Origin of the sequence: Streptomyces sp. PT12 (assembly GCF_003311645.1) — a bacterium.
GTDB lineage: Bacteria > Actinomycetota > Actinomycetes > Streptomycetales > Streptomycetaceae > Streptomyces.
The window spans coordinates 47,080-71,021 of the sequence record NZ_QEST01000149.1; the positions used below are offsets into that span (position 1 = coordinate 47,080).

Consider the following 23,942-nt stretch of genomic DNA (forward strand, 5'->3'; position numbering starts at 1 on the left):
AGGGCGGGGTGAATCCGCCCGAGATGTGCGTGACCCGGATAGCAGGCAGACTGGTCGGAACGGCCTCTTCCCGTGGCGAGCAGAGCGGCACGCCCACCCTCACCTGGGAGAGCAGAATGAATACACCCGCGCATTCCCGAAAGACCCGCAAGAATCGCCATCCGCACGACGACGCACCGGACACAAGCTGGCAATTCAAGCGCATCGCGGAATTGCCGCCCTGCCCCGAGCGGGAGGAGCTGTGCCGGGACGTGATCTGCGCCTGGATTCCCATGGCGGACCGGCTCGCCCGCACCTTCAGGGACCGCGGCGAGGCGCTCGAAGACCTGGAGCAGGTGGCCGCGCTGGGTCTGGTGAAGGCCGTGCACCGCTACGACCCGAGCCGGGGGCGCCCGTTCGAGAGCTACGCCGTGCCGACGATCGTCGGCGAGGTGAAGCGGCACTTCCGCGACCACATGTGGGGGCTGCACGTGCCCCGGCGCACGCAGGAACTGCGGAACCGGGTCAGGGCGGCCATCAGGCAGCTGAGCTTCCGCCTGGACGACCGCGGCCCGAGCGTCGAGCAGATCGCGGGTCACTGCGGGCTCACCGAGGAGGAGGTCAAGACGGGGCTCGAGGCGCTCGAGAGCTACAGCACCCTGTCGCTGAACGCCGAACTGCCAGGCGCCGACGGCGACTACTCGCTGCTCGACACCCTCGGCACGCACGAGCCGGGGTTCGACCGGGTGGTGGATCGGGAGGCGGTCAAGAGCCCGCTGCGGGCGCTGCCCGAGCGGGAGCGGCAGATCCTCTATCTGCGGTTCTTCCACGGGATGACGCAGAGCCGCATCGCGCGGCAGCTCGGGATCTCGCAGATGCATGTGTCGCGGCTGCTGAGCCGGGCCTGTGAGCGGATCAGGGCCGAGGTCGAGGACGTCGAGGCGGGCCGGGCGGCCTGAACCCGGCGCGTTCGGGCAGGAGAGGGGGGGACGGGGCTTTTGTCGGCCGGAGATCGGCCGGAGATGGCCGGACGTCGGCCGGAGATCGGCCGGAGATCGGCCGGAAGGAGGCGGCGCGCGATGCGTCTCGGACCACTCAAGCGGCCCATGGTCGCACTCGGCGTGGCCCGCATGGTGTGGCGGGCGGTGCAGCGGTACAGGGCCCGCAAGCGCGACACCCCCTCGCGTTGAACGTCGACCGCTCACGCCGCGGTGACCGGTGGGATTCTTCGTTGCCACGCTCGGAGTAAGGACGTTGAACAGCTGCTCGGGCACGGTGACCGTCTCCCGGTAGGCGGCCACGTCGCCGAACAGCGCGTGCCGGTCCACCTCCCGCCGGTCCATCTCCCGCTGGTACGCGCCGCCCAGGGCGGTGCGGCTGGTCTGGCCGACGGCGGCGAGCACGGGAACGTGGTCGAGCGCGGCGTCGTGGAGGCCGTTGAGCAGGTGGATCGCACCGGGGCCCGAGGTGGCGACGCACACGCCGAGCCCTCGGCCGAACGTGGCGTGCCCCACGGCCTCGAACGCCGCCATCTCCTCGTGCCTGAGGGCTTGATGAAGCGCGGCTGGTCGGCGGCTCGGCCCCAGGTGGCGAGCAGTCCGTTGATCCCACCGCCCGGGTAGCCGTAGACGGTCTCGACGCCCCAGGCGCGCAGTCGGCAGCAGATGATCGGCGACCGTCTCGGTGTGGCTCACATCATTTCCCTTTCAACGGAAGCGGGCGGGCCGAGCCGGGAAACCCCGAGGTCCGCTCCAGGCGGTCAGGGGCGCCGCCCCGCGCCGGTGGCCGCCTCGGCCAGTCGGCCGCCCGGCACCTCGGGGCGCAGCGGCGGGGTGTCGAGCCCCGTGCGGTGGCGCAGGCCGTGGATGAGGTCGGCCAGCGCGTCGCGCGCGTCGCGGCGCGGGGTCCAGCCCAGGTCTTCCTCGGCGCGCGTGCGGTCCATGAGCGGCAGGCGCACCAGCGCGTCGAACAGCCCGGGCGCGGCGGGCGCGAGCCGCGCGCCCCACGCGGCGGCGAGCGCGGTGCGCAGGAGCGGGCGCGGCACCCGCACCGTGCGCGCGCCGAACATGTCGGCGAGCAGCGCCGGGTCGACGACGGGGTCCGCGGTGAGGTTGAACGCCCCGCGCACCGGGCGGTGCACGGCCAGCCGGTACGCCTCGGCGGCGTCGGCGGTGTGCAGCACCTGGAAGCGCAGCCCTGGCGCGTCGGGAACGACGGGGGTGCGGCCAGGGCGGACCAGCGGGGCGGGGAGCAGCGGGCCGAGGAAGAGGCGGCGCTGCCCTGACGCGGCGTGCCGCGCGAAGAGAAAGCCGGGGCGCATCCGCACCACGCGGATGCCGGGGTGCTCCAGCTCGAAGGCGTCGAGCATGCGCTCGACATACGCCTTCTCGCGGGTGTACGAGGCGGTGGGCCAGCCATGGGTGGGCCAGCTCTCGTCCACCAAGCGGTCCTTGGGGCCCGGCGCGTAGGCGCCGACGGACGAGGCGCAGATCAGCGCGGGAACGCTGGCCGCCGCTGCGGCGGCCAGCACCTCGTCGGTGCCGAGGACGTTGGTGCGCCACGTCGTCAGCGGGTCGCGCGCGGGCTGGATCATCCAGGCCAGGTGGATCACGGCGTCGGCGTCGGCGAAGTGGGCGGCGAGCGCGTCGCGCGCGGCGCCCGTGTGCCCGAGGTCCACGGCGGCCCATGTGGTCTTCTCCATGGACCACCCGGGGACGCGGCGGGCGAGGCCGACGACCGATGCGACCTCGGGGTCGCCCGCGAGGGCGCGGACGACGGCGCTGCCGACGTTGCCGGTGGCGCCGACGACCACCACGCGCCTGCCGTCGTCGGGGCTGCTTTCGCTGGCGGCTGTCATCGGGCTTCCCTTCGCGCCGGGCCGCCCGCGGATGGTCCGGCCGTCCGGCGGTGTGTGGGGCGGCCCCTGCCGGGTACCCCGCGGCGTCTTGCGCCACACGCCAAGGCATTTGTGGGCGTTTCACCTGTTTTGTCGCGGGTACCTGGGGACGGTCGCTCACGGTCGCCAACCGAAGCTGACCGAAGTGGGGCGGACCGAAGCCGACCGGAAGTGGACCGGAGGAGATGTCATGCGTTTTCGACACGCCGTCGTCACGGGCGGGGCCGGGTTCCTCGGCTCGCACCTGTGCACCGCGCTGCTCGACCGAGGAGCGGCCGTCACCTGCATCGACGACCTGAGCACGGCCGACCCCCGCCATGTCGACCACCTCCGCGACCGCCAGGGCTTCTCGCTCATCGAGGCCGACGTGTGCGACGCGTTCGACGTGGCGCGCCCCGCCGACCTGGTGCTGCACTTCGCGTCACCCGCGTCACCCGCCGACTATCTGAGGCTGCCGATCCACACGCTGGAGACCGGCAGCCTCGGCACGCGCAACGCCCTCGCGCTCGCCAGGCGGCACGGCGCGCGGTGCGTGCTGGCCTCGACGTCCGAGGTGTATGGCGACCCCAAGGAGCATCCGCAGAACGAGGAGTACTGGGGGCATGTGAACCCCGTCGGGCCGCGCAGCGTGTACGACGAGGCCAAGCGGTTCGGCGAGGCGCTGACGGCGGCCGAGGCCGCGGTGCACGGGACGGACACGGGGATCGTGCGGCTCTTCAACACCTATGGACCCCGGATGCGCGGGCACGACGGGCGGGCGGTGCCGACGTTCGTCCGGCAGGCGCTCGACGGGGAGCCGCTGACGGTGACGGGCGACGGGCACCAGACGCGTTCGCTCACCTATGTCGACGACACGGTGCGCGGCGTGCTCGCGATGGCGGAGTCCGACCTCCGCGGGCCGGTCAACATCGGTAATCCGGCGGAGATATCTATGCTGGATCTGGCACATCTGGTCATCCGCCTTACGGGTTCGGACTCGGCGGTGCGGTTGATCGAGCGGCCCGTGGACGACCCGACGGTGCGGTGCCCCGACATCACGCTGGCGCGCGGCAAGTTGCAGTGGGAGCCGCGCGTGCCGCCCGAAGAAGGGCTGGCGCGCACGATCGCGTGGTACCGGGAGCGGGCGGCGGCGGCCCCGGCGCGCTGAGGTCTTCCCGGGGCTTCCCGGGGCTTCTCAAGGCTTCTCAGGGGGCGACAACCGACCAGTGTGCGCGGAGGGTTCATGCGAGTTCTAGGTATCAACGCCCTGTTCCACGACCCCTCGGCGGCGCTCGTCGTCGACGGGCGGGTGCTGGCCGCCGCCGAGGAGGAGCGTTTCTCCCGGCGCAAGCACGGCAAGCGGCCCCTGCCGTTCTCCGCGTGGGAGCTGCCCGAGCGCTCGGCCGCCTGGTGTCTGGGGCAGGCCGGCCTGCGGCCCGAGGACCTGGACGCGGTCGTCTACTCGTTCGACCCGACGCTGGCCAGGCCCGCCGAGGCCATGGGCCTCGACGACCCGTGGGACGAGCTGCGGCTCACCTACGCCAGGGAGGCGCCGCGCTTTCTCGCGACCGCCCTGCCGGGGCTCGACCCCGGCATCGTGCGCTTCGTGCCGCACCACATGGCGCACGCGGCGTCGTCCGCGTTCGCCGCGCCATCCGCCGACACGTCGTCCGTGCTCGTGCTCGACGGGCGCGGCGAGTCGGCCTCGCACCTGGCCGCGCGCCGGGTCGGCGACCACCTGGAGCCGCTGACGAGCCAGGCGCTTCCGCACTCGCTCGGCCTGGTCTACGAGGAGCTGACGGAGCACCTGGGCTTTCTGCGCTCGAGCGACGAGTACAAGGTGATGGCGCTCGCCTCCTACGGCACGCCGCGCTTCGCGCCCGAGCTGCGGCGCCATGTCTACCCGACGGGCGACGGGGGGTTCCACGCCATGGGCGTGCCATGGGCGGAGCTGACCCCGCCTCGGGACGGCGAGAAGGCATGGACGCGGGACCACGCGGACCTGGCGGCCAGCGCGCAGACGGTGCTCGAGGAGACGCTGCTTGACCTGGTGCGCTGGCTGCACGGCCGCACCCACGACGAGACGCTGACGATGGCGGGCGGCGTCGCGCTCAACTGCGTGGCCAACGCCCGGATCGCCCGCGAGGGGCCGTTCTCCCGGGTGTGGGTGCAGCCCGCGGCCGGTGACGCGGGCACCGCGCTGGGCGGCGCGCTGCTGCACGCGGCGGTGGAGGACACGGCGCCCACGGTGCCGCCGCGCGGCGCCGACCTGGGGCGCGGCTGGTCGGACGCGGAGATCGAGGCGTGGCTCAAGACGGCGGCCGTGCCGTTCGAACGCCCGCAGGACGTGGCGGTCGCGGTGGCCGAGGCGCTGTCGGAGAACGCCGTGGTGGCGTGGTTCCAGGGCAGGTCCGAGTTCGGGCCCCGCGCCCTTGGGCACCGTTCGCTGCTCGCGCACCCCGGCAAGTCGGGCAACCTGGAGCGGCTCAACGACATCAAGGGGCGCGAGCAGTTCAGGCCCGTGGCGCCGATGGTGCTCGCGGGGCGGGCCGCGGATGTGTTCGAGGGCCAACTCCCCAGCCCCTACATGCTGTTTGTGCACGATGTGCGGCCCGCGTGGCGCGAGCGGATCCCGGCCGTGGTGCACGTGGACGGCACGGCCCGCGTGCAGACGGTCGATCCGGCGAACGAGCCGCTGGTGGCGCGGATGCTGGCCCGCTTCGAGGAGCGCACGGGCCTGCCCGTGGTCGTCAACACCAGCCTGAACACCGCGGGCCGCCCCATGGTGGACGACCCGAGGGACGCACTGGAGTGCTTCGGCTCCGCGCCCGTGGACGTCCTGGCGATCGGCCCGTTCCTGGTGCGCAGGCGCGCGTTCTTCGCGAACGGCGGAGGCGGGGGCGCGAACGGCGGGGGCAGGTCGTGAACGAGGACGCGGGCGCCGTCGCATACGCCGTGGTGATCCCTACGCTCGGGCGCCCCAGCCTGGGCCGGGTGCTGACGGCGCTCGCCGCGGGCGAGGGGCCGCGCCCCACGCGCATCGTGCTGGTGGACGACCGCCCGCCCGACGACCCCAACCCCCTGCCGGTCGCGGTGCCCGCCACGCTGCGCGACCTGGTGGAGATCGTGCCGGGCAGGGGCGCGGGGCCCGCGGCCGCGAGGAACACCGGCTGGCGGCGTTCGCCCGAGCCATGGATCGCGTTCCTCGACGACGACGTGGTGCCGGGGCCCGACTGGGCGGCGGCGCTCGCCGACGACCTGGCGGCCGCGGAGCCCGACATCGCGGGCGTGCAGGCCAGGATCGCCGTGCCGCTGCCGCTCGACCGGGCCCCCACGGACTGGGAGCGCTGCACCGCGGGGCTCGCCACGGCGCGCTGGATCACCGCCGACATGGCCTACCGCAGGGCGGCCCTGGAATCGGTGGGCGGCTTCGACGAGCGCTTCCCGAGGGCGTTCAGGGAGGACGCCGACCTGGCGCTGCGCGTGCTGGCCAAGGGCTGGATCCTGGCCGTGGGCGAGCGGCGCACCCAACACCCCGTGCGCCCCGCGGACGCCTGGGTGTCGGTGCGGCAGCAGGCGGGCAACGCGGACGACGTGCTCATGCGGCGGCTGCACGGCCCCGACTGGTGGGCGCGCGCCGACGCGCCGCGGGGGCGGCTCGCGCGCCATGCGGCGATCACCGCCGCTGGCCTGGGCGCGCTCGGCGCGGCGGTGGTGCGGCGGCGCGGGGCCGCGGCGGCGCTCGGCGCGCTGTGGCTCGTGGGCACGGGGGAGTTCGCGGCGGCGCGCGTGCTGCCGGGGCCGCGCACCAGGGAAGAGGTGCGCCGGATGCTGGCCACCAGCGCCCTGATCCCGCCGATGGCCGTGGCCCACTGGCTGGTCGGGCACGTGCGGCACCGCTCGGTGGTGAGCGAGCGCGAGGCGGCGGCCGAGGCGCAGGCCCAGGCCGAGGCGGACGCGCGGGCGCGCGCGAGGTCCGACGGGCGGGCCAGCGATCGCGCCGAGGGATATACCCCGTTTCATTCTGCTATTTCGGGCAACTCAGACGCTTATGAGTAGCGCCTCGATACCCACGAGCAGGAGGCCGCCCGCCGACTCTCCGCCCGGCGGGCCCTGGATGCTGCCGCCGTGGCCCGGCGGCCGCCCCGCGCGGCCGACCGGCAGGGGCCCCGACGCGGTGCTGTTCGACCGCGACGGCACGCTGATCGAGGATGTCCCCTACAACGCGGACCCCGAGCTGGTGCGCCCGCTGCCCGGCGCCAGGGAGGCGCTCGACCTGCTGCGCGCGCGGAACGTCGCGGTGGGCGTCGTCAGCAACCAGTCGGGCGCGGCCCGCGGCCGCTTCACCCGCTTCGGGGTCGAGGCCGTGCGGCGGCGCATGGAGGCGCTGCTCGGCCCGTTCGACGTCTGGGCGATCTGCCCGCACGCCGCCTGGCAGGGCTGCCGGTGCCGCAAGCCAGCGCCGGGGCTCGTCTACGCCGCCTGCGGGCGGCTCGGCGTATCGCCGCACCGCTCGGCCGTGATCGGCGACATCGGCACCGACATGGCCGCGGCCCGCGCCGCGGGCGCGCGCGGCGTGCTCGTGCCGACGCCCGTGACCCGGCGCGCCGAGATCGCCGCGGCGCGCGAGTGCGCCCCCGACCTGCTGAGCGCGGTACGCGCCGTGCTCGCCACGCCTGAGGGGCGCCCGTCATGAACCACACGCCCCCGAATCCGCCCCCGCCACCGCCCCCGGCCCCGGCCCCGGCCCCGGCCCGGGTCAACGCGCCCCGCACGCTGGTCGTGCGGCTCGACAGCGCGGGCGACGTGCTGCTCGCGGGGCCCGCGATCCGCGCGGTCGCGGCGGGCTCCGCGGCGACGACGCTGCTGTGCGGCCCGCGCGGCGACGCGGCGGGGCGGCTGCTGCCCGGGGTCGACGACCTGGTCACGCACGACGCGCCCTGGGTCAGCCTCTCCCCGCCGCCCGTCGAGCGGGAGGCGGTGGACGCGCTCGTGGAGCGGCTGGCCGCGGGCAGGTTCGACCGGGCGCTGATTTTGGCGTCGTTCCACCAGAGCCCGCTGCCCACCGCGCTGCTGCTCAAGATGGCGGGCGTGCCATGGGTCGGCGCGGACAGCGAGTACTACCCAGGCTCGCTGCTCGACCTGCGCCACCGGCGCGCGCCCTACCGGCACGAGGCCGCGGCCGCCCTGGAGCTGGCCGAGGCGGCGGGCTTCGCCCTGCCGCCCGGCGACGACGGCGCGCTCGCGATCACCGGGCACCCCGACACCACCGCGCTCACGGGCGACGAGCCCTATGTCGTGGTCCACCCGGGCGCGGCCGTGCCCGCCCGCACCTGGTCGCCGCAGCGCGCCGCGCGGGCCGTCGAGGCGCTGGCCGACGCGGGCCACCGCGTCGTGGTCACCGGCAGCCAGGGCGAGGAGGCGCTGACCCGGCGCGTCGCGGGGAGGCACGCGAGGGACCTGGGCGGGCGCACCGGGCTGCCCGAGCTGGCCGGAGTGCTGGCCCGCGCCCGGGTGGTCGTGGCGGGCAACACGGGTCCCGCCCACCTGGCGGCGGCCGTGCGCACCCCGATCGTCAGCCTGTTCTCGCCGGTGGTCAGCGCCGACCGGTGGCTCCCCTACCGCGTGCCGCACCTGCGCCTCGGCAGGCAGGACACGGCGTGCGCGGGCACCAGGGCGCGGCTGTGCCCCGTGGCGGGCCACCCGTGCCTCGACTCGATCACCGACGACGAGGTCGTCAGCGCGGTCGAGGCCCTGACGGTCACGCGGCCCCGGGCGCGCACGGCACGGTCCGCCGAGCGGAGGGCGGCAGCATGAACATCCTGATCTGGCACGTCCACGGCTCCTGGACCACGGCGTTCGTCCAGGGCAGCCACTCCTACCTGGTGCCGGTGCTCCCCGACCGGGGCCCCGACGGGCTCGGCAGGGCGCGGACCTACCACTGGCCCTCGTCCGTCACCGAGCTGACGCCCGACGAGCTGCGCGACGCGCCCGTCGACCTGGTGATCCTCCAGCGCCCGCACGAGGAGGAGCTGGCGGCGCGGTGGCTCGGCGGGCGGCGCCCAGGGCGCGACGTGCCCGCCGTCTACCTGGAGCACAACGCCCCCGTCGGGGATGTCCCCGACACCCGGCACCCGTGCGCCGACCGCGACGACCTGCTGCTCGTCCATGTCACCCACTTCAACCGGCTGTTCTGGGACAGCGGCACCACCGCCACCGCCGTCGTCGAGCACGGCGTGGTGGATCCGGGCCACCGCTGGACCGGCGCGCTGGAACGCGCCGCCGTCGTCGTCAACGAGCCCGTGCGCCGCGGCCGCACCACCGGCACCGACCTGCTGCCGCTGCTCGCCGAGTCGGCGCCGCTCGACGTCTTCGGCATGCGCACCGACGGCCTGGCCGGGCGGCTGCGCGTGCCGTGGGACCGCTGCCGCAGCTACGAGCTGGCGCAGGCGCGCCTGCACGACGAGCTGGCCAGGCGGCGCCTCTATCTGCACCCGGTGCGCTGGACCTCGCTCGGCCTCTCGCTGATCGAGGCGATGCACCTGGGCATGCCCATCGTCGCCCTGTCCACCACCGAGGTCGCCGACGCGGTCCCCGAGGAGGCCGGGGTGCTCTCCACCCGCCCCGAGGTGCTGGCGCGGGCCGCCGCCCGCTATCTGCGCGACCGCGACGCGGCGGCCGAGGCGGGCCGCGCCGCGCGCCACGCGGCGCTCGAGCGCTACGGCCTGAAGAGGTTCATCGACGACTGGGACCTGCTGATGGAGGAGGTGATCCGCTGATGAGGCGCCCCACGAGGCAGGGGGAACGCGGCGGGCGCGACGGGCTGCGCATCGCCCTCGTCTCCGAGCACGCGAGCCCGCTCGCCGCCCTGGGCGGCGAGGACGCGGGCGGCCAGAACGTGCACGTGGCACAGCTGGCGGCCGAGCTCGCCGACCGCGGCAACGCCGTGACGGTCTACACCCGCCGCGACGACCCGGCCCTGCCCGCCGTGGCGCGGCTGCGGGACGGCGTGGCGGTCCGCCATGTCGCCGCGGGCCCGGCCAGGGCCGTGCCAAAGGACCGGCTGCTGCCGTTCATGCCGGAGTTCGGCACGGTGCTCCAGCGGGAGTGGGCGGCGGACCCGCCCGATGTCGTGCACTCGCACTTCTGGATGTCGGGGGTCGCCACGCTCCAGGCCGCCAGGCGCCTGTCGCTGCCGTTCGCGCACACGTTCCACGCGCTCGGCACGGTGAAACGCCGCCACCAGGGCAGCGCCGACACCAGCCCGGCCGACCGGATCACCTGGGAGCGCTACATCGGCCTGAGCTGCGACAGGACCGTGGCCACCTGCCGCGACGAGGTCGAGGAGCTGACCGCGCTCGGGCTGCCCGCCGACCGGATTAGCGTGGTGCCTTGCGGCGTTGACCCCACCCGTTTCACCCCCGTTGGACCGGCCGAGCCACGCGGCGAACTCCCCTACCGGCTCCTTCAGTTGGGGCGACTGGTGCGGCGCAAGGGCGCCGAGGTTTCGCTGGCGGCGCTGGCCAAGATCCCCGACGCCGAGCTGGTGATCGCGGGCGGCCCGCGCGCCGGGCGCCTTGAGAACGACCCCGAGGTGCGGCGGCTGCGCGAGGCGGCCGACGCACTCGGCGTGGCCGACCGGGTCCGCTTCACGGGCGGCCTCGCGCGCGCCGATGTGCCGGTGCTGCTGCGCGGCTCCGACCTGGTGCTGTGCCCCGCGGACTACGAGCCGTTCGGCATCGTGCCGCTCGAGGCCATGGCGTGCGGCGTGCCCGTGGTGGCGAGCGCCGTCGGCGGGCAGCGCGACACCGTCGCCGACCCGGCCACCGGGCGCCTCGTGCCACCGGGCGACCCGGCCGCGCTCGCGGACGCGGTCACCGCCCTGCTGGCCTCGCCCGAGGAGCGCGCCGCCAGGGGCGCGGCGGGGCGGCGGCGGGTGCTGACCCGTTACTGCTGGGCGGCCGTGGCCGCGGGCACCGAGGCGGTCTACCGCGAGATCAGCAGCCGCAGCCCGGCGCCGGTCAGCGGCGCCTGAGGTCCCACTCCCGTTCCGCTCAGCCCCCTCCAGGAGGACCCGCCCATGGACGCACCGCGTACCGACGCATCGCACGCCGCACGCGAGCACTGCACGGCGCTCACGGCGGCGCTGCGCCGCTACGAGGCCGAAGGTCTCGACGAGACCGTCGCCTGGGGCCGTCACCTGGCGGACGTCCTGCCGCGCGGCGGGCGCCTGCTCGCGGCGGGCAACGGCGGCAGCGCGGCACAGGCGCAGCACCTGACGGCCGAGCTCGTGGGGCGTTACGCGGCCGACCGCCGCCCGTTCTCCGCGATCGCGCTGCACGCCGAGACGTCGAGCGTCACCGCGATCGGCAACGACTACGGCTTCGACGAGGTCTATGCGCGCCAGGTCGCCGCGCACGGCAGGCCGGGCGACGTGCTGGTGCTCATGTCCACGTCGGGCCGCAGCGACAACCTCCTGGGCGCTGTCACCGCGGCCCGCGCCGCGGGGCTGCGGGTGTGGGCGATGACAGGGCCCGCGCCCAACCCGCTGGCCGCGCGCGCCGACGCGGCCGTCAGCGTGGACGCGCCCACGGCGGCCACCGTGCAGGAGGCCCACCTGCTCGCGCTCCACGTGCTGTGCGAGGCGTTCGACGCGGCGCTCGCCGGGCCCGCCGCGATCGAGACGCCGGTGCCAGCGGCGCTGACCAGGGGGGAGGCGACATGACGCACGGAGGCATGGGCGTCAGGGGCAGACCGCTCGTCGTCGTCGGCGACGTGCTGCTCGACGAGGACGTGGAGGGCGAGGCCACGCGGCTGGCACCCGACGCGCCGGTCCCGGTCGTCGAGGTGGCGGGGCGGCGCTCGCGCCCCGGCGGCGCCGGGGTGGCCGCCGCGCTGGCCGCGCGGGACGGGCGCGAGGTCGTGCTGGTCGCCGCGCTCGGCGGCGACCCGGCGAGCGAAGCGGTGCGGTCCATGCTGCCGCAGGGCGTGCGCCTGGCCGAGCTGCCGCTCGACGGAACGCTCCCGGTCAAGTCCCGTGTGCTGGCCGGGGGTCGGCCCGTGGTGCGGATGGACAGGGGCGGCGGCACCCCTGGCCCCGCAGGGCCGCTGGTGCGGCGCGCGCTCGCCGAGGCGGGCGCGGTCCTGGTGGCGGACTACGGACAGGGCACGGTCGCCGCCGTGCGCGGGGCGCTCGCCGAGGCGGCCCGGCGCGTTCCGGTGGTGTGGGACCCGCATCCGCGCGGGCGCGCGCCGGTGCCGTCGACGCGCCTGGTCACGCCCAACGAGCGCGAGGCCAGGCTGTTCTGCGGCGCCGAAGGCGGCGAGGAGGACACGCTCAGGGCGCACAGCAGGCGCGGCGCGCTGCTCGCCGAGCGCTGGGGCGCGGCCGCGGTCGCGGTGACTTTGGGCTGCCGGGGCGCGGTGCTGGCCCGCGCCCACTGCGACGACCCGCTCTACGTCCCCCTCGCCAAGGAGCATGACGGCGACCCGTGCGGCGCGGGCGACTGCTTCGCGGCGACGGCCGCGTGCGTCCTGGCCGACGGCGGGCTGCCGCCCGAGGCGGTGGGCCTGGCCACCGAGGCGGCGGCCACGTTCGTCGGCGGGGGCGGCATGGCGTCGCTCGGTACCGGCCGGGGGCCGGGCGTGGGCGGCGAGCCCGCCGCGCCGCGGGCGGGCGGCGACCCGTTCGCGCTGGTGGAGGCGGTGCGCGCCGGGGGCGGCACGGTCGTGGCCGCGGGTGGCTGCTTCGATCTGCTGCACGCGGGGCACGTGCAGTTCCTCCAGGACGCGCGCCGCACGGGCGACTGCCTGATCGTGTGCGTCAACTCCGACGCGTCCGTGCGGCGGTTGAAGGGCCCCGGGCGCCCGTTCAACCCGGCGGCCGACCGCGTCAGGGTGCTCGCGGGCCTCGGCTGCGTGGACGCGGTCGCGGCGTTCGACGAGGACACCCCCGAGGCGCTGCTGCGGCGGCTGCGGCCCGACGTGTGGGTCAAGGGCGGCGACTACAGCGTGCGCGACCTGCCCGAGGCGGAGGCGCTGCGCGAGTGGGGCGGGCAGACGCTCGTCCTGCCCTATCTGGACGGCCGGTCCACGACGGAGCTGGCGCGGCGCGCAGCGTTCACGGCGCCATGAGCGGGGCGCGCGCCGGGCGCGTGCTGGCCCTGCGGGCGCTTGGCCTCGGCGACCTGCTGACGGCCGTTCCCGCGCTGCGCGCCCTGCGGCGCGCGTATCCGGGGCGGCGGCTCGCGTTGGCCACGCCCGCCTGGCTGGCCGAGGCGGTCACGGCCACGGGCGCGGTCGACGAGCAGATCCCGGTGGGCGGCGCGGGCCGCGAGGTGCCCGAGCGCGTCCCGTGGTCGGGGCGCGCGCCCGCCGTCGCGGTGGACCTGCACGGCAACGGTCCCGAGAGCTTCGCGGTGCTGTGCGCGCTGCGCCCTGGGCGGGTGTTCGGCTACGCGGACGGCGGGGGCCCCGGGTGGGCGGCCGAGGAGCACGAACGCGACCGCTGGTGCCGCCTGTTGGAGTGGTACGGCGTCCCCGCCGACCCGCTTGACCTGCGGATCGCGCCGCCCGATGGCGTGCGCTCCCCCGCGCCGGGCGCGGTGCTGCTCCACCCCGGCGCGGACGCGGGCGCGCGGCGCTGGCCGGGGGCGCGTTTTGGCGAGGTGGGGCGCGCGCTGCTTGACGGGGGCGAGCGGGTGGTGGTGACCGGGGGCCCTCACGAGGGCGGCCTGGCGGCTTCGGTGGCCCGGGCGGCGGGCCTGCCGCCGTCCGCGGTCTTCGCCGGGCCAACGGCGCTGCCGTTCCCGCGCCTGGCGGCGCTCGTGTCGGAAGCGCGCGCGGTGGTGGCCGGGGACACGGGCGTCTCGCACCTGGCGACGGCGCTGGGCACCCCTTCGGTCACGCTGTTCGGCCCGGTCTCCCCCGCGCTGTGGGGCCCGCCGCCCGACCCGCGCCACATCGCGCTGTGGCACGGCCCCCCGAGCGGCGACCCCCACGCCCCCGTCCCGGACGAACGCCTCCTGCGGATCCACCCGAAAGAGGTCGTCGCTGCGCTGGCCCGCGCGTTTTCCCCTGCGGGGAGCTGAGCCGTTTCCCTGCGGGGAGCTGAGCCGCGTCCCACACCGCGGTGGGCCGGTGCCGCCGACGGATTGAGCCCGCGATACACGACCCGCGTTTCCGCTGCGGGGGGCCGTCTCCCACGTGGTGGGTGTGTTGTTGCCGTCAATGCGCCCTGTGCGCATCGCGTGGCGTGCGGAGTTGCCTGTCGCGGTGGTGCGCGCGTTCCGCTGCCGCGGAGGGGTGCGGGGCCCCGCGCAGCGGACCGCGCGGCGCGCACACCGCCCACCGGCAGCACCGGCAGCACCGGCACACCGCAGTGGCAACGCCTCGGCTCCCCGCAGGGGGCCAGCTCCTCGCAGGGAAACGCGGGCCGCGCAACGCACGCGCAGCCCACCGCCACGGTGGGACGCGGCACAGCCGTCCGCAGGCGGCTCCACACGCTGCGCGACGTTCGCCCGGCCGGCTGGCAGCATCACCACACCACCGTGGGAACGGGCCCGCCTCCACGCGGGGCACCCCGCGCACCACCGCGAACAGACCCCGCACCCCGCAGGGGAACCCGCGCAGCCCGCAGACGGCACCAGCCCACCACCACGGCAGGACACGGCACAGCACCCCGCAGGGGAACCCGCGCAGCCCGCAGACGGCACCAGCCCGCCACCGCGGTGGGACGCGGCTCAGCACCCCGCAGGGGAATCCGCAGGGGCATGGCAGGGGCAGGCGCAGGGCTCGACGCGGACGCCGTAGACGTCGGGGTGGGCCGTGCTCTGGGGGGTGCCGTGTCGGCACCCTGGGTGCTGGCCGATGCCGCACTCGACGGACCGGTAGGGGCGGGTCAGGGCGCGGTGCCCCGCCAGCTCGTCGTTCAACGCGGCGCGCAGCAGCGGCGGGTCGGTCAGCGGGCCCTGCGGCGGGCTGGCCCACCACAGGGCCGCGGTGGCGGGGGCGTTGGCGGCGGGGACGAGCAACGTCCGCCCCGTGGCGGCCACATCGACCTCGGGCAGCGACCAGCCGACCGCCTCGCCCGAGGGGACCAGCCACCAGTGCTGCCCGGCCCGCTGGTCGCCCACCACGGGGCCGACGGCGCCGCCGAGGCGGGCGAACGCGCCGATGCTGACGACGCAGGGCACGCGCACGGCGTCGAACCAACGCCCGCACGGCACACGGCGGATCTCATCCGCGGCGGCGGGCAGCCACTCGGGGGCCGCGGGGTTCGTTGCGCGGGGGTCCGACACGGGGGCGCCTCCCATGGGCGTGAGAGGGGTGCTTGGGTCATCACTCCGAGTAAACCGGTCTGCACCGGAAAGGCGCTTGCACACTCGTTGCACAAAGTGACCATGTGGTCCGTCTGCGTCAGTGCCACCATGGTGGCATGACGTCGCATCAGATCGCTCCGGGGACCCACCTGGCGAAGCTCCGCGCCGCGCGCGGCATGTCGCAGGTGGGCCTCGCGCGCAAGGCGAACATCTCGGTGTCCCTGCTGTCCAAGATCGAGGTGGGCAGCCGTACGCTCACCCCCGCCGCCGCGGCGGCGCTCGGCAGAGCCATGGGGCTCACGATGGACGAGGTGCTGGGCAAGGCACCCGTCGCGGCGGCCGAGGCCGAGTCGCTGCGCGATCTGCGCGCCGCCATGCGCGACTTCGACCTGCCGAGGCCGATGGCCGTCGAGCCGGACGAGGTCGCCGCCGACCTGCGGCGGGTCAGCGAGCTGCGCGACGCCGTGGAGTTGACGCGGCTCACCGGCATGCTGCCGCCCCTGCTGCGCAAGGTGACGGCCCACGCGCACGCCGCCCACACCACCGAGGCGTGGGCGGCGCTCGCCGAGACGTACTCGGCCGTCTACTGGCTGGCCGCGCGGCACCGTTGGATGGACCTGGCCGAGGTCGCGGTGTCGCGGCAGCGGTGGGCGGCCGAGCAGCGGGCCGACCCGCTCGTCCAGGCCATCGCGGACCGGGACCGGGCGGGCACCTATCTCAACTTCGGGGACTGCGAGGGCGGTCTTGCCGTGATCGACCGCGCCATCGGCACCGCGGAGGCGCGGCTGACGGGCGAGCGGCGCGCCATCGCCACCGGGATCCTGCACCTGCGCGGCATGACGCTCGCGGGGCGGCTGCCCGACAAGCGGGAGGCCGACCGGCAGGCGGGCAAGCACATCAAGTACGCGCGGCGGCTGTGCGCGTCGTTCGCCGAGGACTTCCGCGTCCACGGGCTGACGTTCGGGCCGCGCAACACCCTGACCCACGAGATGGCCACGCTCGTCGACCTCAAGGAGCCCAAGAAGGCGCTGGCCCTCACGGGGGACCTCGCCACGGCGCTCGCGGGCCTGCCCCCGACGCGGCTCGCGCCCAGCTTCATCGCCCAGGCCCGCGCCCAGCTGGACACGGGGGACGCGGGCGCCGCGCTCGAAAGCCTCGCCAGGGCGCAGCGGATCGCTCCGCAGATGGTGCGGATCCACCCCATGGCCCTTGAGGTGCTGCGCGTCGTCGACTCGCTGCACAAGCGCAGCAACCCCCTGCTCAACAGGCTCCGCACGGTCATCGGCCCGCTGCCCTCGCCCTGAGCGAACGCGCCCCGCGCGCGCCGGAGGGACACGCCCCGCGCGCCCCTCAGCCCACGTAACGCCGGGCCGTCGAGGCGCGTTGGGCCGTCTCCAGCGTGCGCAGCCGCGCCTCGACCGGCGGCGGGACCGGGTCGCGGTCGCGCAGGACCCACGGAAGACCCGCGGCCGCGCGGAGCAGGGCTCCGGCCGTGGCGCGGTCGCGGGGGACGGTGCGCAGCAGGTGCGCGGTGCGGCGCAGGGCGGGGCGGGCGGGGCGGCGCAGCCAGGTGAACCACAGCGTGTTCCTGATGCCGTCCGCCCTGCGGCGCGTGGCGTCGCGCGCCGCCGATGGCGCGTGGTGGATCGTCAGGCTCTCGTCGAACATCAGCCACCAGCCGCGCGCCATCAGGTCGGCGGCCAGCAGCTCCTCCTCGCCGCCAAGCCACAGCCGCCGCGAGAAGCCGCCCGCCGCGCGGAACGCGTCCGTGCGCAGCACCGTGGCCGCGGCGAGGAACGAGCCGAGCGCGGGTCCTGGCAGCCAGCCGGGGCGCGGCAGGGGCGAGGAGCGCAGCTCGGCCACGATGGGGTCCTCGTCTCCCGCTGGCTCCACCAGGATCCGCGCGGTCACCGCGGCGACGGCCGGGTGGGCGTCGAGCAGGTCGGCCGCGGTGGCGAGCGAGCCGGGGTCCCACCATGTGTCGTCGTCGCAGAAGGCGACATAGGGCGAGGTGACCTCGCGCAGGGCGAGGTTGCGGCCGACCGCGCCCAGGTTGGCGCCCGGGGTCAGCACGCGGACCTCGGGGTGCGCGGCGGCCACGGCGTCGGCCGTGCCGTCGGTCGAGCCGTTGTCGGTGACGAGCACGCGGGGGCGCTCGGGGAGCGCCGCGAGCCGGTCGAGGGTGCGCAGCAGCTCGGCCCTGCGGTCGCGGGTGATGATCACCACGGAGACGCGGTCATCCGGCGGCATGGCTGAGCTCCAGGCGTTCGAGTCGTCGGACATCGGCCTCCACGGCGTCGGGCAGCGTGCGGCGGCCTCGCCAGGCGGCGGGCAGCCGCGGCACCAGCTGGCCGAGGGCGCGGCGCGCCGCGCGGTCGCCCCTGGCCTCGCGGGCCAGCCGCCATGTGTCGCGCAGCGCGACGGGGAGGGGGCGGCGCAGCCACGACGTGAGGACCTCGTTGCGGCGCACGAGCGTGGAGCGGCGGGCGCGGGGTTCGTTCGAGGGGTGGTGGACGGCGGTGACGCGGGGCGCGTAGCAGACGTCCCAGCCCGCGGCGGCGAGGTCGTAGGCGAGCAGGGTCTCCTCGGCGCCGAAGAACAGCAGCGGGTGGTAGCCGCCCACGTCGAGGAACGCCGAGCGGCGGACGACGGCGGCGCAGCCGAGGAAGCCGAGCACGGGCGGCCCGGGCAGGTCGGGGCGGCGGGTGAGCGGTGAGCCCGCGAGCACGGCGTTGAGCGGGTCGGGGGCGCGCCGCGGGCCGACCTCGGTCCGCGCGGCGACCAGGCCGATCCCGGGGTTGGCCTCCATCAGCTCGACGGCGGCGGCCAGCGCGCCGGGCTCCCACCAGGAGTCGTCGTCGCTGAAGGCGATGTAGCGCGCGGGCAGGGACTGCACGCCGTCGTTGCGCGCCAGTGCGCCCCTGTTGCGAGGCAGGGCGAGCACCTGGACCGCGGGGAAGCGCCGCGCCAGCAGCTCGGGCGTGCCGTCGGCCGAGGCGTTGTCCACGACGAGGACGGGTGGGCGCTCCGGCAGGGACGTCAGCCGGTCCAGCGTGGTGACCAGGCTGGACGCGCGATTGCGGGTGGCGATCACCACCCCCACCGAAGGTGTGGACACGGGCGCCGAGTGCCCCGCGCGGATGGGTCCAAACGGGCGCCACGCGGCCCCTCGCCGTTTCGCCCCCGGTGGCCAGGGGACTCGGCCCCGATGACGAGCGACGGCGCGGGCGATGGCGCGAGCGATGGCGGGAGAACGCTGCTGACCGGCTGGTTCAGCCTGGTCGAAGGCGAGGTGACGGCGGGGGACGTGCTGGCCCTCGACCGGGTGCGGCAGGTGCTCGACGCGGCGGGGACGTCCTACGACGTGGCGTGGAGCCCGCGCTTCGAGCCGCGCGGGCGGGCCCTTGACGGCATCAGGCCCGAGGACTACGCGCTGCTGGTGTTCGTGTGCGGGCCCGTGCACGGGCCGCGGATCGCGGAGCTGCACGAGCGGTTCGCGCACTGCCGCAGGGTGGCCGTGGGCGTCTCGGCGATCAACCGCGGCGACCCCGCGTTGACCGGCTTCCACGACGTGCTCGCGCGGGACGGCACGGGCGGCCAGCCCACCGCCGACCTGTCGCTGCGCGCGCCGCGCGGGCCCGCGACGCCCGTGGTCGGGGTGCTGCTGACGTCGGGGCAGCGCGAGTACGGGGACGCGCGGCTGCACGACGTGGTGGCCGACACGGTGCGGGACTGGCTCGCGGGCAAGGACTGCGCGCCCGTGGTGCTCGAGAGCCGCCTCGACGCGAGGGACGGGCTGCTGTGCGGGACGGCCGAGCAGTTCCAGTCGGTGGTCGAACGCCTCGACGCGGTCGTGACCGACCGGCTGCACGGCCTCGCGCTCGCGCTGCGCGGCGGCGTCCCGCCCATCGCGATCGACCCCGTGCGCGGCGGGGCGAAGGTCTCGGCGCAGGCCAGGGCGTGCCGGTGGCCCGCGCTCGTGCCGGGGGAACGCGTCGACGCGCGGCGGCTCGACGTGTGGCTGACCTGGTGCCTGGACCGGGGCAGGGTGGCGGCGCGGCGGCGTAGGGAGGAGCTGATCGGGGCACCCGATCGCGCCGACGAGCTGGTGGCCGTGCTGCGCGCCCCCGACGCTGGGGGGATGAGCAGCCCGGCGCCAGGGCTCGGCTCGTGAGGCGGCAGGCCGCCGCCCGCCCACGCACCGGAGCACAGCGGGAACCAGAGCACACGGAGGAGGAGTCACCCATGCCGAACGACGAAGCCTCGGCCAAGCGGGAGCAGGTGGAGCCGTCGCGCGACCACGGGGACGACGGGCCGCTGACGACGGCCTCGGGCACCCCGGTCGACGACACGGACAACTCGCTGCGGGCCGGGGAGCGCGGCCCGACCCTGCTCGAGGACTTCCACTTCCGCGAGAAGGTCACCCACTTCGACCACGAGCGCATACCCGAGCGCGTGGTGCACGCGCGGGGCGCGGGGGCGTACGGGCGTTTCCGGCCCTATGAGTCGCTCGCCGAGCACACCAAGGCGGACTTCCTCCAGGACCCGGAGCGCGAGACGCCGGTGTTTGTGCGGTTCTCGACGGTCGCGGGCTCGCGCGGCTCGGCCGACACGGTGCGGGACGTACGCGGCTTCGCCACCAAGTTCTACACGCGCGAGGGCAATTACGACCTGGTGGGCAACAACTTTCCGGTGTTCTTCATCCAGGACGCCGTCAAGTTCCCCGACTTCGTGCACGCGGTGAAGCCCGAGCCACACCACGAGATGCCGCAGGCGGCGTCCGCGCACGACACGTTCTGGGACTTCTGCTCGCTCCAGCCGGAGTCGATGCACATGGTGATGTGGCTGATGTCCGACCGGGCGATCCCGCGCAGCTACCGGATGATGCAGGGCTTCGGGGTGCACACGTTCCGGCTGGTCAACGCGGCGGGCCGGGGCACGTTCGTGAAGTTCCACTGGAGGCCCACGCTGGGCGCGCACTCGCTCGTGTGGGACGAGGCGCAGGCGATCGCGGGCAAGGACCCGGACTTCAACCGCCGCGACCTGTGGGAGTCCATCGAGCAGGGCGACTTCCCCGAGTATGAGCTGTGCCTCCAACTGGTGCCCGAGCAGGACGAGTTCGCGTTCGACTTCGACCTGCTCGACGCGACGAAGCTCATCCCTGAGGAGACGGTGCCGCTGCTGCCGGTCGGGCGGATGATCCTGGACCGCAACCCCGACAACTTCTTCGCCGAGACCGAGCAGGTGGCGTTCCACACCGCGCATGTGGTACCGGGCATCGACTTCACCAACGACCCGCTGCTCCAGGGCCGCAACTTCTCCTATCTCGACACCCAGCTGATCCGCCTCGGCGGCCCCAACTTCCAGCAGATACCGGTGAACCGGCCCGTGGCCACCGTGACCACCACGCAGCGGGACGGCTACGGGCAGCAGCGCGTCGACGTGGGCCGCACAAGCTACACGCCCAACTCCCTCGCGGGCGGCCGCCCCGCGCTCGCCTCGCCCGGCGAGGGCGCGTACGCGCACCACCAGGAGCGCGTGGACGGCGCGAAGATCAGGAAGCGCAGCGACAGCTTCGCCGACCACCACAGCCAGGCGACGCTCTTCTGGAACAGCATGGCCGTCTGGGAGAAGGACCACATCGTCGCCGCCTACCGCTTCGAGCTGGGCAAGGTGACGTTCGCCGAGGTGCGCGAGCGGACCGTGGACCAGCTCAACCACATCGACCACACGCTCGCCACGCGCGTCGCCGAGGGCATCGGGGTGCCGCCGCCCAAGGAGCCCGCCCTCGCCAACCACGGGCGGACCTCGCCCGCGCTGAGCCTGGCCAACAGCCCCACCGGCTCGATCGCCACGCGCCGCGTGGCCATCCTGGCCGCGGACGGCGTGGACGCGGCCCATGTCGAGGCGCTGCGCGACGCGCTCGCGGGCGGGGGCGCTATCCCCGAGGTGCTCGCGGCCAGGGACGGCGAGGTGCGCTCGGCCGAGGGCCCCTCGGGGACGGAGCCCGTGACGGTGGACCGGGCGATGAGCACGATGGCGTCGGTCCTGTACGACGCGGTGTGCGTGCCGGGGGGTGTGGAGAGCGTGCGGGCGCTGGGCGACGACGGCCTTGCGCGGCACTATGTGGCCGAGGCGTTCAAGCACGGCAAGGCGATCGCGGCGCTCGGCGAGGGCGTCCAGCTGCTGCGCGCGCTCGCGCTGCCCGGGGTGCGTCTCGCGCCCGAAGGGGCGGGCGAGGCGGAGGACGGCGAGGGCGGATCGGGCGAAGGCGGCCCTGGCGAGGGCGTGGTGGACGAGCGGGGCGTGGTGACCGGGGCTGAGGGCGCCGAGGTCTCGACGGTGATCACGGCGTTCGCCGACGCGATCGCCTGCCACCGGCACTGGGGCAGGGACACCGACCGCACGGCGGCCTGACGCACCGCGGCCCGAGGGACAGGAGTACCCGAAGGAGGGGAGAACGGGCCCGGCCGCGGCGGCCGGGCCCTTGTCCCGCCCGCCCGCCCCTCTTCCGGGGAGCGGCGGGCGGGCGGCGGGGATCTCCCCTGCACTGCGCCTACCCGCCATCGCCGCCCCCATACGGGCGTGCGCGGGCGTGCGGTGGCGTACGCCGACGCCTCAGCCGGGCGTGCGCGCCAGCTCGGGCGAGGCGGTGTCCAGCGGGACCGAGCCCGAGCGGACCATGCCCAACTGCACGGCCTGGCGCGGCTGGACGGCCTCAAGCAGCCAGTCGGTGGCGACCCTGACGCGGTTCGCGGGCATCGACATCAGGTGGTAGCCGCGGGTCACCGCGCCCGCGAGCGGGCCCGAGAGCGGGATGTGGAACGGGTTGGCCGCGCCCTGGATCCCGCCAAGGTCCACCGCGAAGCCGCGGTCGTGGTGCTCGTAGGGGCGGCGCTCGGCCACGCCGAGGTGGGCCGCGACGTTGCGGGCGACCGTCCTGCCCTGTCGCCAGGCGTGCTGGGCGGTCATCGCCGTGAACTGCCCAGGCTGCGTCACATCGGGCACCGCGGCGGCGTCGCCGCACGCGAACACCTCGGGGTGGCCCGGCACATTGAGGTAGGGGTCGACGACGAGGCGGCCGCGCTCGGTGGGCAGCCCGACGTCCGACACCAGCGGGTCGGGGCGCACGCCCACGCACCAGATGAGGCAGCGCGTGGGCACGGCCTCGCCGTTCTGGAGCACGACCCCGCCGTGGGTGGCCTCCTTGACCGACAGCTCCGTGCGCACATCCACGCCGCGCGCCCGCAGGACGCGGTCGGCGGTGCGGGAGAGGCGTTCGTCGAGCTCGGGCAGGACCCGCGGGGCCACGTCGAGCAGCATCCAGCGCGGCTCGACCGGGTGGCCACCGGCCCTGCGGGTGCGGCGCGCGAGCGTGTCGGCGAAGATCTTGCCGTGCGCGGCGACCTCGGTGCCGGTGTAGCCCGCGCCAACCACGACGAACGTCGAACGCGCCCCGCGCTCCTCCTCGTCCTCCGCGTAGGAGGCCAGCTCGAGCTGCCTGACGATGTGGTCGCGCAGATACAGCGCCTCGGGCAGGCCGCGGAAGCCGCGCGCGTGCTCGGCCACGCCCGGGATGGGCAGCAGCCTGCTGACCGAGCCGACCGACAGGATCAGCGAGTCGTACCCGATGTCGGCCTCACGGCCCTCGGGGTCGGTGTAGCGCACGCGGCGCTCGTCGAGGTCGACGTCGCTGGCCTCGCCAAGCACCAGCCGGACGTGCGGCAGCGTGCCGGTCAGCGAGACGGTGACGCGGCGCGGCTCCAGGATCCCGGCGGCGACCTGAGGAAGCAGCGGAAGGTACAGGAAGTAGTCGGTGGGGTTCAGAAGCACGATCTCGGCGTTCTTCCTCAGCCTGCGGGAGAGCGTGCGCGCGGCCTGGTACCCGGCGAAGCCCGCTCCGACGATCACGATCCGGGTCCGGCTCATGGGTTCGCACCTTTCGCTTAGGACACGGTGGGATAGGACACGGTGGAAAGGTGGCGAGTACCCCCCGATGGCCGGGTGATGCGACCGGGTGCTCCGTCCCGCGCCGCGGTCCGGCTCAGCGGGCGAGCGCCGCCTTCAGGCCCGCGCCCTTGGTGGCCGCCACGCGCTCGGCCAGGTCGGCGAGCTTGCTGTTGGTGCGCTGGGACTGGCGGCGCAGCAGGTCGAACGCGGCGTCCGCGTCGCAGCCGATGACGTGCATGAGGATGCCGCACGCCTGGTCGATGACGGGGCGGGAGCGCAGCGCGGTGTCCAGCTGGTCCACCTCGGTGAGGGCGCGCTCATAGGCGCGGTCGCGCGCGATCGTGCGGGTGGCCAGGTCGCCGATCAGGGTGGCCACGATCCTGGTCCTGGCGTCCATGAGCCCGGGGCGGAAGCCGCACAGGGTGACGGTCACGGTCAGCTCGTGGTGGCGGAAGGGGAGCGTGACGCTGGAACGCAGGCCCCGTTCGAGCGCCAGCGCGCGGTACGCGGGCCAGCGCCGTTCGGTCAGCAGGTCGTCGGCGCCCGCGGGCTCGCCGGTGCGCATCGCCGTGGGCACGGGCCCCTCGCCCGCCTCGGCCTGCACGTCGAGCAGCGGGGCGAGGTCGGGGTGGGTCACCGCGGTCGAGGGCTCGAAGGGGCGCTCGACGCCCCCGCCGAGGGTGGCCGCAGCGCCGCACGTGCCCGGCGCGCACAGGGTGGCCTCCTCGGCGAGCCTGACCAGCGAGCGGGCCGACACGTCCTCGGGCTCTTCGAGCGTCGCGTTGGACATGGCGATCGCCTGCCCCCTGAGGTTTCCA

General features: G+C 75.5%; 20 protein-coding genes and 1 pseudogene. 14 read left to right on the top strand and 7 right to left on the bottom strand.

Translation table 11 applies throughout. From position 1 onward, the window contains the following. Positions 1-116 precede the first annotated feature (116 nt). The gene (locus tag DEH69_RS17110) at positions 117-938 is read left to right on the top strand and encodes a SigB/SigF/SigG family RNA polymerase sigma factor (protein WP_113687853.1); all 822 of its coding nucleotides are present in this window, start codon (positions 117-119) and stop codon (positions 936-938) included. Positions 939-1,208: 270 nt separating this feature from the next. Here DEH69_RS17110 and DEH69_RS17115 read toward each other — a convergent pair. Next, positions 1,209-1,648: pseudogene (locus DEH69_RS17115) on the bottom strand (thiamine pyrophosphate-binding protein); the annotation flags it as partial. 90 nt (positions 1,649-1,738) lie between these two features. Next, positions 1,739-2,836 (bottom strand): NAD-dependent epimerase/dehydratase family protein, encoded by a 1,098-nt coding sequence (locus DEH69_RS17120; protein ID WP_113687854.1) that lies wholly within the window; start codon positions 2,834-2,836, stop codon positions 1,739-1,741. A gap of 229 nt (positions 2,837-3,065) precedes the next feature. Here DEH69_RS17120 and DEH69_RS17125 point away from each other — a divergent pair, with 229 nt between their 5' ends. From DEH69_RS17125 to DEH69_RS17170, 10 genes are all read left to right on the top strand, one after another. Beyond that, on the top strand, positions 3,066-4,022 hold the full coding sequence (locus DEH69_RS17125; protein ID WP_113687855.1) for an NAD-dependent epimerase/dehydratase family protein: 957 nt from the start codon (positions 3,066-3,068) through the stop codon (positions 4,020-4,022). 75 nt (positions 4,023-4,097) lie between these two features. Next, entirely contained in the window at positions 4,098-5,780 is a 1,683-nt protein-coding gene (locus DEH69_RS17130; protein WP_113687856.1) for a carbamoyltransferase C-terminal domain-containing protein, read from the top strand. Beyond that, on the top strand, positions 5,777-6,913 hold the full coding sequence (locus DEH69_RS17135; protein WP_113687857.1) for a glycosyltransferase family 2 protein: 1,137 nt from the start codon (positions 5,777-5,779) through the stop codon (positions 6,911-6,913). Before DEH69_RS17130 ends, DEH69_RS17135 begins: the two co-directional genes overlap by 4 nt. A 58-nt stretch (positions 6,914-6,971) precedes the next feature. Beyond that, complete coding sequence (locus DEH69_RS17140; RefSeq protein ID WP_258534738.1) at positions 6,972-7,550, top strand: HAD-IIIA family hydrolase; 579 nt, start codon at positions 6,972-6,974, stop codon at positions 7,548-7,550. Next, a complete protein-coding gene (locus DEH69_RS17145) occupies positions 7,547-8,671 on the top strand; it encodes a glycosyltransferase family 9 protein (RefSeq protein WP_113687859.1) in 1,125 nt (374 codons plus the stop codon). The genes DEH69_RS17140 and DEH69_RS17145 overlap by 4 nt, the downstream gene beginning before the upstream one ends. Continuing rightward, positions 8,668-9,633, top strand: a complete 966-nt coding sequence (locus tag DEH69_RS17150; protein WP_113687860.1) for a glycosyltransferase — start codon at positions 8,668-8,670, stop codon at positions 9,631-9,633. The genes DEH69_RS17145 and DEH69_RS17150 overlap by 4 nt, the downstream gene beginning before the upstream one ends. Further along, the gene (locus DEH69_RS17155) at positions 9,633-10,889 is read left to right on the top strand and encodes a glycosyltransferase (RefSeq protein ID WP_113687861.1); all 1,257 of its coding nucleotides are present in this window, start codon (positions 9,633-9,635) and stop codon (positions 10,887-10,889) included. Before DEH69_RS17150 ends, DEH69_RS17155 begins: the two co-directional genes overlap by 1 nt. 45 nt (positions 10,890-10,934) lie before the next feature. Continuing rightward, complete coding sequence (locus DEH69_RS17160) at positions 10,935-11,579, top strand: SIS domain-containing protein (protein ID WP_113687862.1); 645 nt, start codon at positions 10,935-10,937, stop codon at positions 11,577-11,579. Continuing rightward, on the top strand, positions 11,576-12,988 hold the full coding sequence (gene rfaE2 / locus DEH69_RS17165) for a D-glycero-beta-D-manno-heptose 1-phosphate adenylyltransferase (RefSeq protein WP_258534730.1): 1,413 nt from the start codon (positions 11,576-11,578) through the stop codon (positions 12,986-12,988). The genes DEH69_RS17160 and rfaE2 overlap by 4 nt, the downstream gene beginning before the upstream one ends. Continuing rightward, positions 12,985-13,944 carry a glycosyltransferase family 9 protein gene (locus DEH69_RS17170; RefSeq protein ID WP_113687863.1) on the top strand — a complete coding sequence of 320 codons (960 nt, stop codon included), beginning with the start codon at positions 12,985-12,987 and terminating at the stop codon, positions 13,942-13,944. The genes rfaE2 and DEH69_RS17170 overlap by 4 nt, the downstream gene beginning before the upstream one ends. 651 nt (positions 13,945-14,595) lie before the next feature. On the opposite strand, the gene DEH69_RS17175 is transcribed toward DEH69_RS17170, so the two are convergent. Next, the gene (locus DEH69_RS17175; protein ID WP_147255648.1) at positions 14,596-15,153 is read right to left on the bottom strand and encodes a hypothetical protein; all 558 of its coding nucleotides are present in this window, start codon (positions 15,151-15,153) and stop codon (positions 14,596-14,598) included. 137 nt (positions 15,154-15,290) lie between these two features. Here DEH69_RS17175 and DEH69_RS17180 point away from each other — a divergent pair, with 137 nt between their 5' ends. Continuing rightward, positions 15,291-16,478, top strand: coding sequence for a helix-turn-helix domain-containing protein (locus DEH69_RS17180; protein ID WP_113687865.1), 1,188 nt, complete (start codon positions 15,291-15,293; stop codon positions 16,476-16,478). 46 nt (positions 16,479-16,524) lie between these two features. Here the strand turns inward: DEH69_RS17180 and DEH69_RS17185 are convergent, their stop codons facing one another. Next, positions 16,525-17,424 (bottom strand): glycosyltransferase family 2 protein, encoded by a 900-nt coding sequence (locus DEH69_RS17185; protein ID WP_113687866.1) that lies wholly within the window; start codon positions 17,422-17,424, stop codon positions 16,525-16,527. Further along, positions 17,411-18,292: a glycosyltransferase family 2 protein gene (locus DEH69_RS17190; RefSeq protein ID WP_258534731.1), complete on the bottom strand. Its 882-nt coding sequence runs from the start codon at positions 18,290-18,292 to the stop codon at positions 17,411-17,413. Before DEH69_RS17190 ends, DEH69_RS17185 begins: the two co-directional genes overlap by 14 nt. Before the next feature lie 90 nt (positions 18,293-18,382). On the opposite strand from DEH69_RS17190, the gene DEH69_RS17195 reads away from it, so the two are divergent. Then, on the top strand, positions 18,383-19,348 hold the full coding sequence (locus DEH69_RS17195) for a polysaccharide pyruvyl transferase family protein (protein WP_113687867.1): 966 nt from the start codon (positions 18,383-18,385) through the stop codon (positions 19,346-19,348). Between the two features lie 71 nt (positions 19,349-19,419). Further along, complete coding sequence (locus DEH69_RS17200; RefSeq protein WP_113687868.1) at positions 19,420-21,591, top strand: catalase; 2,172 nt, start codon at positions 19,420-19,422, stop codon at positions 21,589-21,591. A gap of 201 nt (positions 21,592-21,792) precedes the next feature. Here DEH69_RS17200 and DEH69_RS17205 read toward each other — a convergent pair whose 3' ends face one another. Both DEH69_RS17205 and DEH69_RS17210 read right to left on the bottom strand, forming a co-directional pair. Then, the gene (locus DEH69_RS17205) at positions 21,793-23,103 is read right to left on the bottom strand and encodes an NAD(P)/FAD-dependent oxidoreductase (RefSeq protein ID WP_113687869.1); all 1,311 of its coding nucleotides are present in this window, start codon (positions 23,101-23,103) and stop codon (positions 21,793-21,795) included. Positions 23,104-23,218: 115 nt separating this feature from the next. Then, positions 23,219-23,914, bottom strand: a complete 696-nt coding sequence (locus tag DEH69_RS17210) for an ANTAR domain-containing response regulator (RefSeq protein WP_113687870.1) — start codon at positions 23,912-23,914, stop codon at positions 23,219-23,221. Between the last annotated feature and the right edge of the window lie 28 nt (positions 23,915-23,942).

Bases quoted from the DNA above. Each gene is read 5' to 3' on its own strand.
- DEH69_RS17110 (WP_113687853.1), top strand. From the start codon at position 117: ATGAATACACCCGCGCATTCCCGAAAGACCCGCAAGAATCGCCATCCG.
- DEH69_RS17145 (WP_113687859.1), top strand. From the start codon at position 7,547: ATGAACCACACGCCCCCGAATCCGCCCCCGCCACCGCCCCCGGCCCCG.
- DEH69_RS17130 (WP_113687856.1), top strand. From the start codon at position 4,098: ATGCGAGTTCTAGGTATCAACGCCCTGTTCCACGACCCCTCGGCGGCG.
- DEH69_RS17155 (WP_113687861.1), top strand. From the start codon at position 9,633: ATGAGGCGCCCCACGAGGCAGGGGGAACGCGGCGGGCGCGACGGGCTG.
- rfaE2 (WP_258534730.1), top strand. From the start codon at position 11,576: ATGACGCACGGAGGCATGGGCGTCAGGGGCAGACCGCTCGTCGTCGTC.
- DEH69_RS17170 (WP_113687863.1), top strand. From the start codon at position 12,985: ATGAGCGGGGCGCGCGCCGGGCGCGTGCTGGCCCTGCGGGCGCTTGGC.
- DEH69_RS17180 (WP_113687865.1), top strand. From the start codon at position 15,291: ATGACGTCGCATCAGATCGCTCCGGGGACCCACCTGGCGAAGCTCCGC.
- DEH69_RS17210 (WP_113687870.1), bottom strand. From the start codon at position 23,914: ATGTCCAACGCGACGCTCGAAGAGCCCGAGGACGTGTCGGCCCGCTCG.
- DEH69_RS17150 (WP_113687860.1), top strand. From the start codon at position 8,668: ATGAACATCCTGATCTGGCACGTCCACGGCTCCTGGACCACGGCGTTC.
- DEH69_RS17120 (WP_113687854.1), bottom strand. From the start codon at position 2,836: ATGACAGCCGCCAGCGAAAGCAGCCCCGACGACGGCAGGCGCGTGGTG.
- DEH69_RS17205 (WP_113687869.1), bottom strand. From the start codon at position 23,103: ATGAGCCGGACCCGGATCGTGATCGTCGGAGCGGGCTTCGCCGGGTAC.
- DEH69_RS17140 (WP_258534738.1), top strand. From the start codon at position 6,972: ATGCTGCCGCCGTGGCCCGGCGGCCGCCCCGCGCGGCCGACCGGCAGG.
- DEH69_RS17125 (WP_113687855.1), top strand. From the start codon at position 3,066: ATGCGTTTTCGACACGCCGTCGTCACGGGCGGGGCCGGGTTCCTCGGC.
- DEH69_RS17195 (WP_113687867.1), top strand. From the start codon at position 18,383: ATGACGAGCGACGGCGCGGGCGATGGCGCGAGCGATGGCGGGAGAACG.
- DEH69_RS17185 (WP_113687866.1), bottom strand. From the start codon at position 17,424: ATGCCGCCGGATGACCGCGTCTCCGTGGTGATCATCACCCGCGACCGC.
- DEH69_RS17200 (WP_113687868.1), top strand. From the start codon at position 19,420: ATGCCGAACGACGAAGCCTCGGCCAAGCGGGAGCAGGTGGAGCCGTCG.
- DEH69_RS17160 (WP_113687862.1), top strand. From the start codon at position 10,935: ATGGACGCACCGCGTACCGACGCATCGCACGCCGCACGCGAGCACTGC.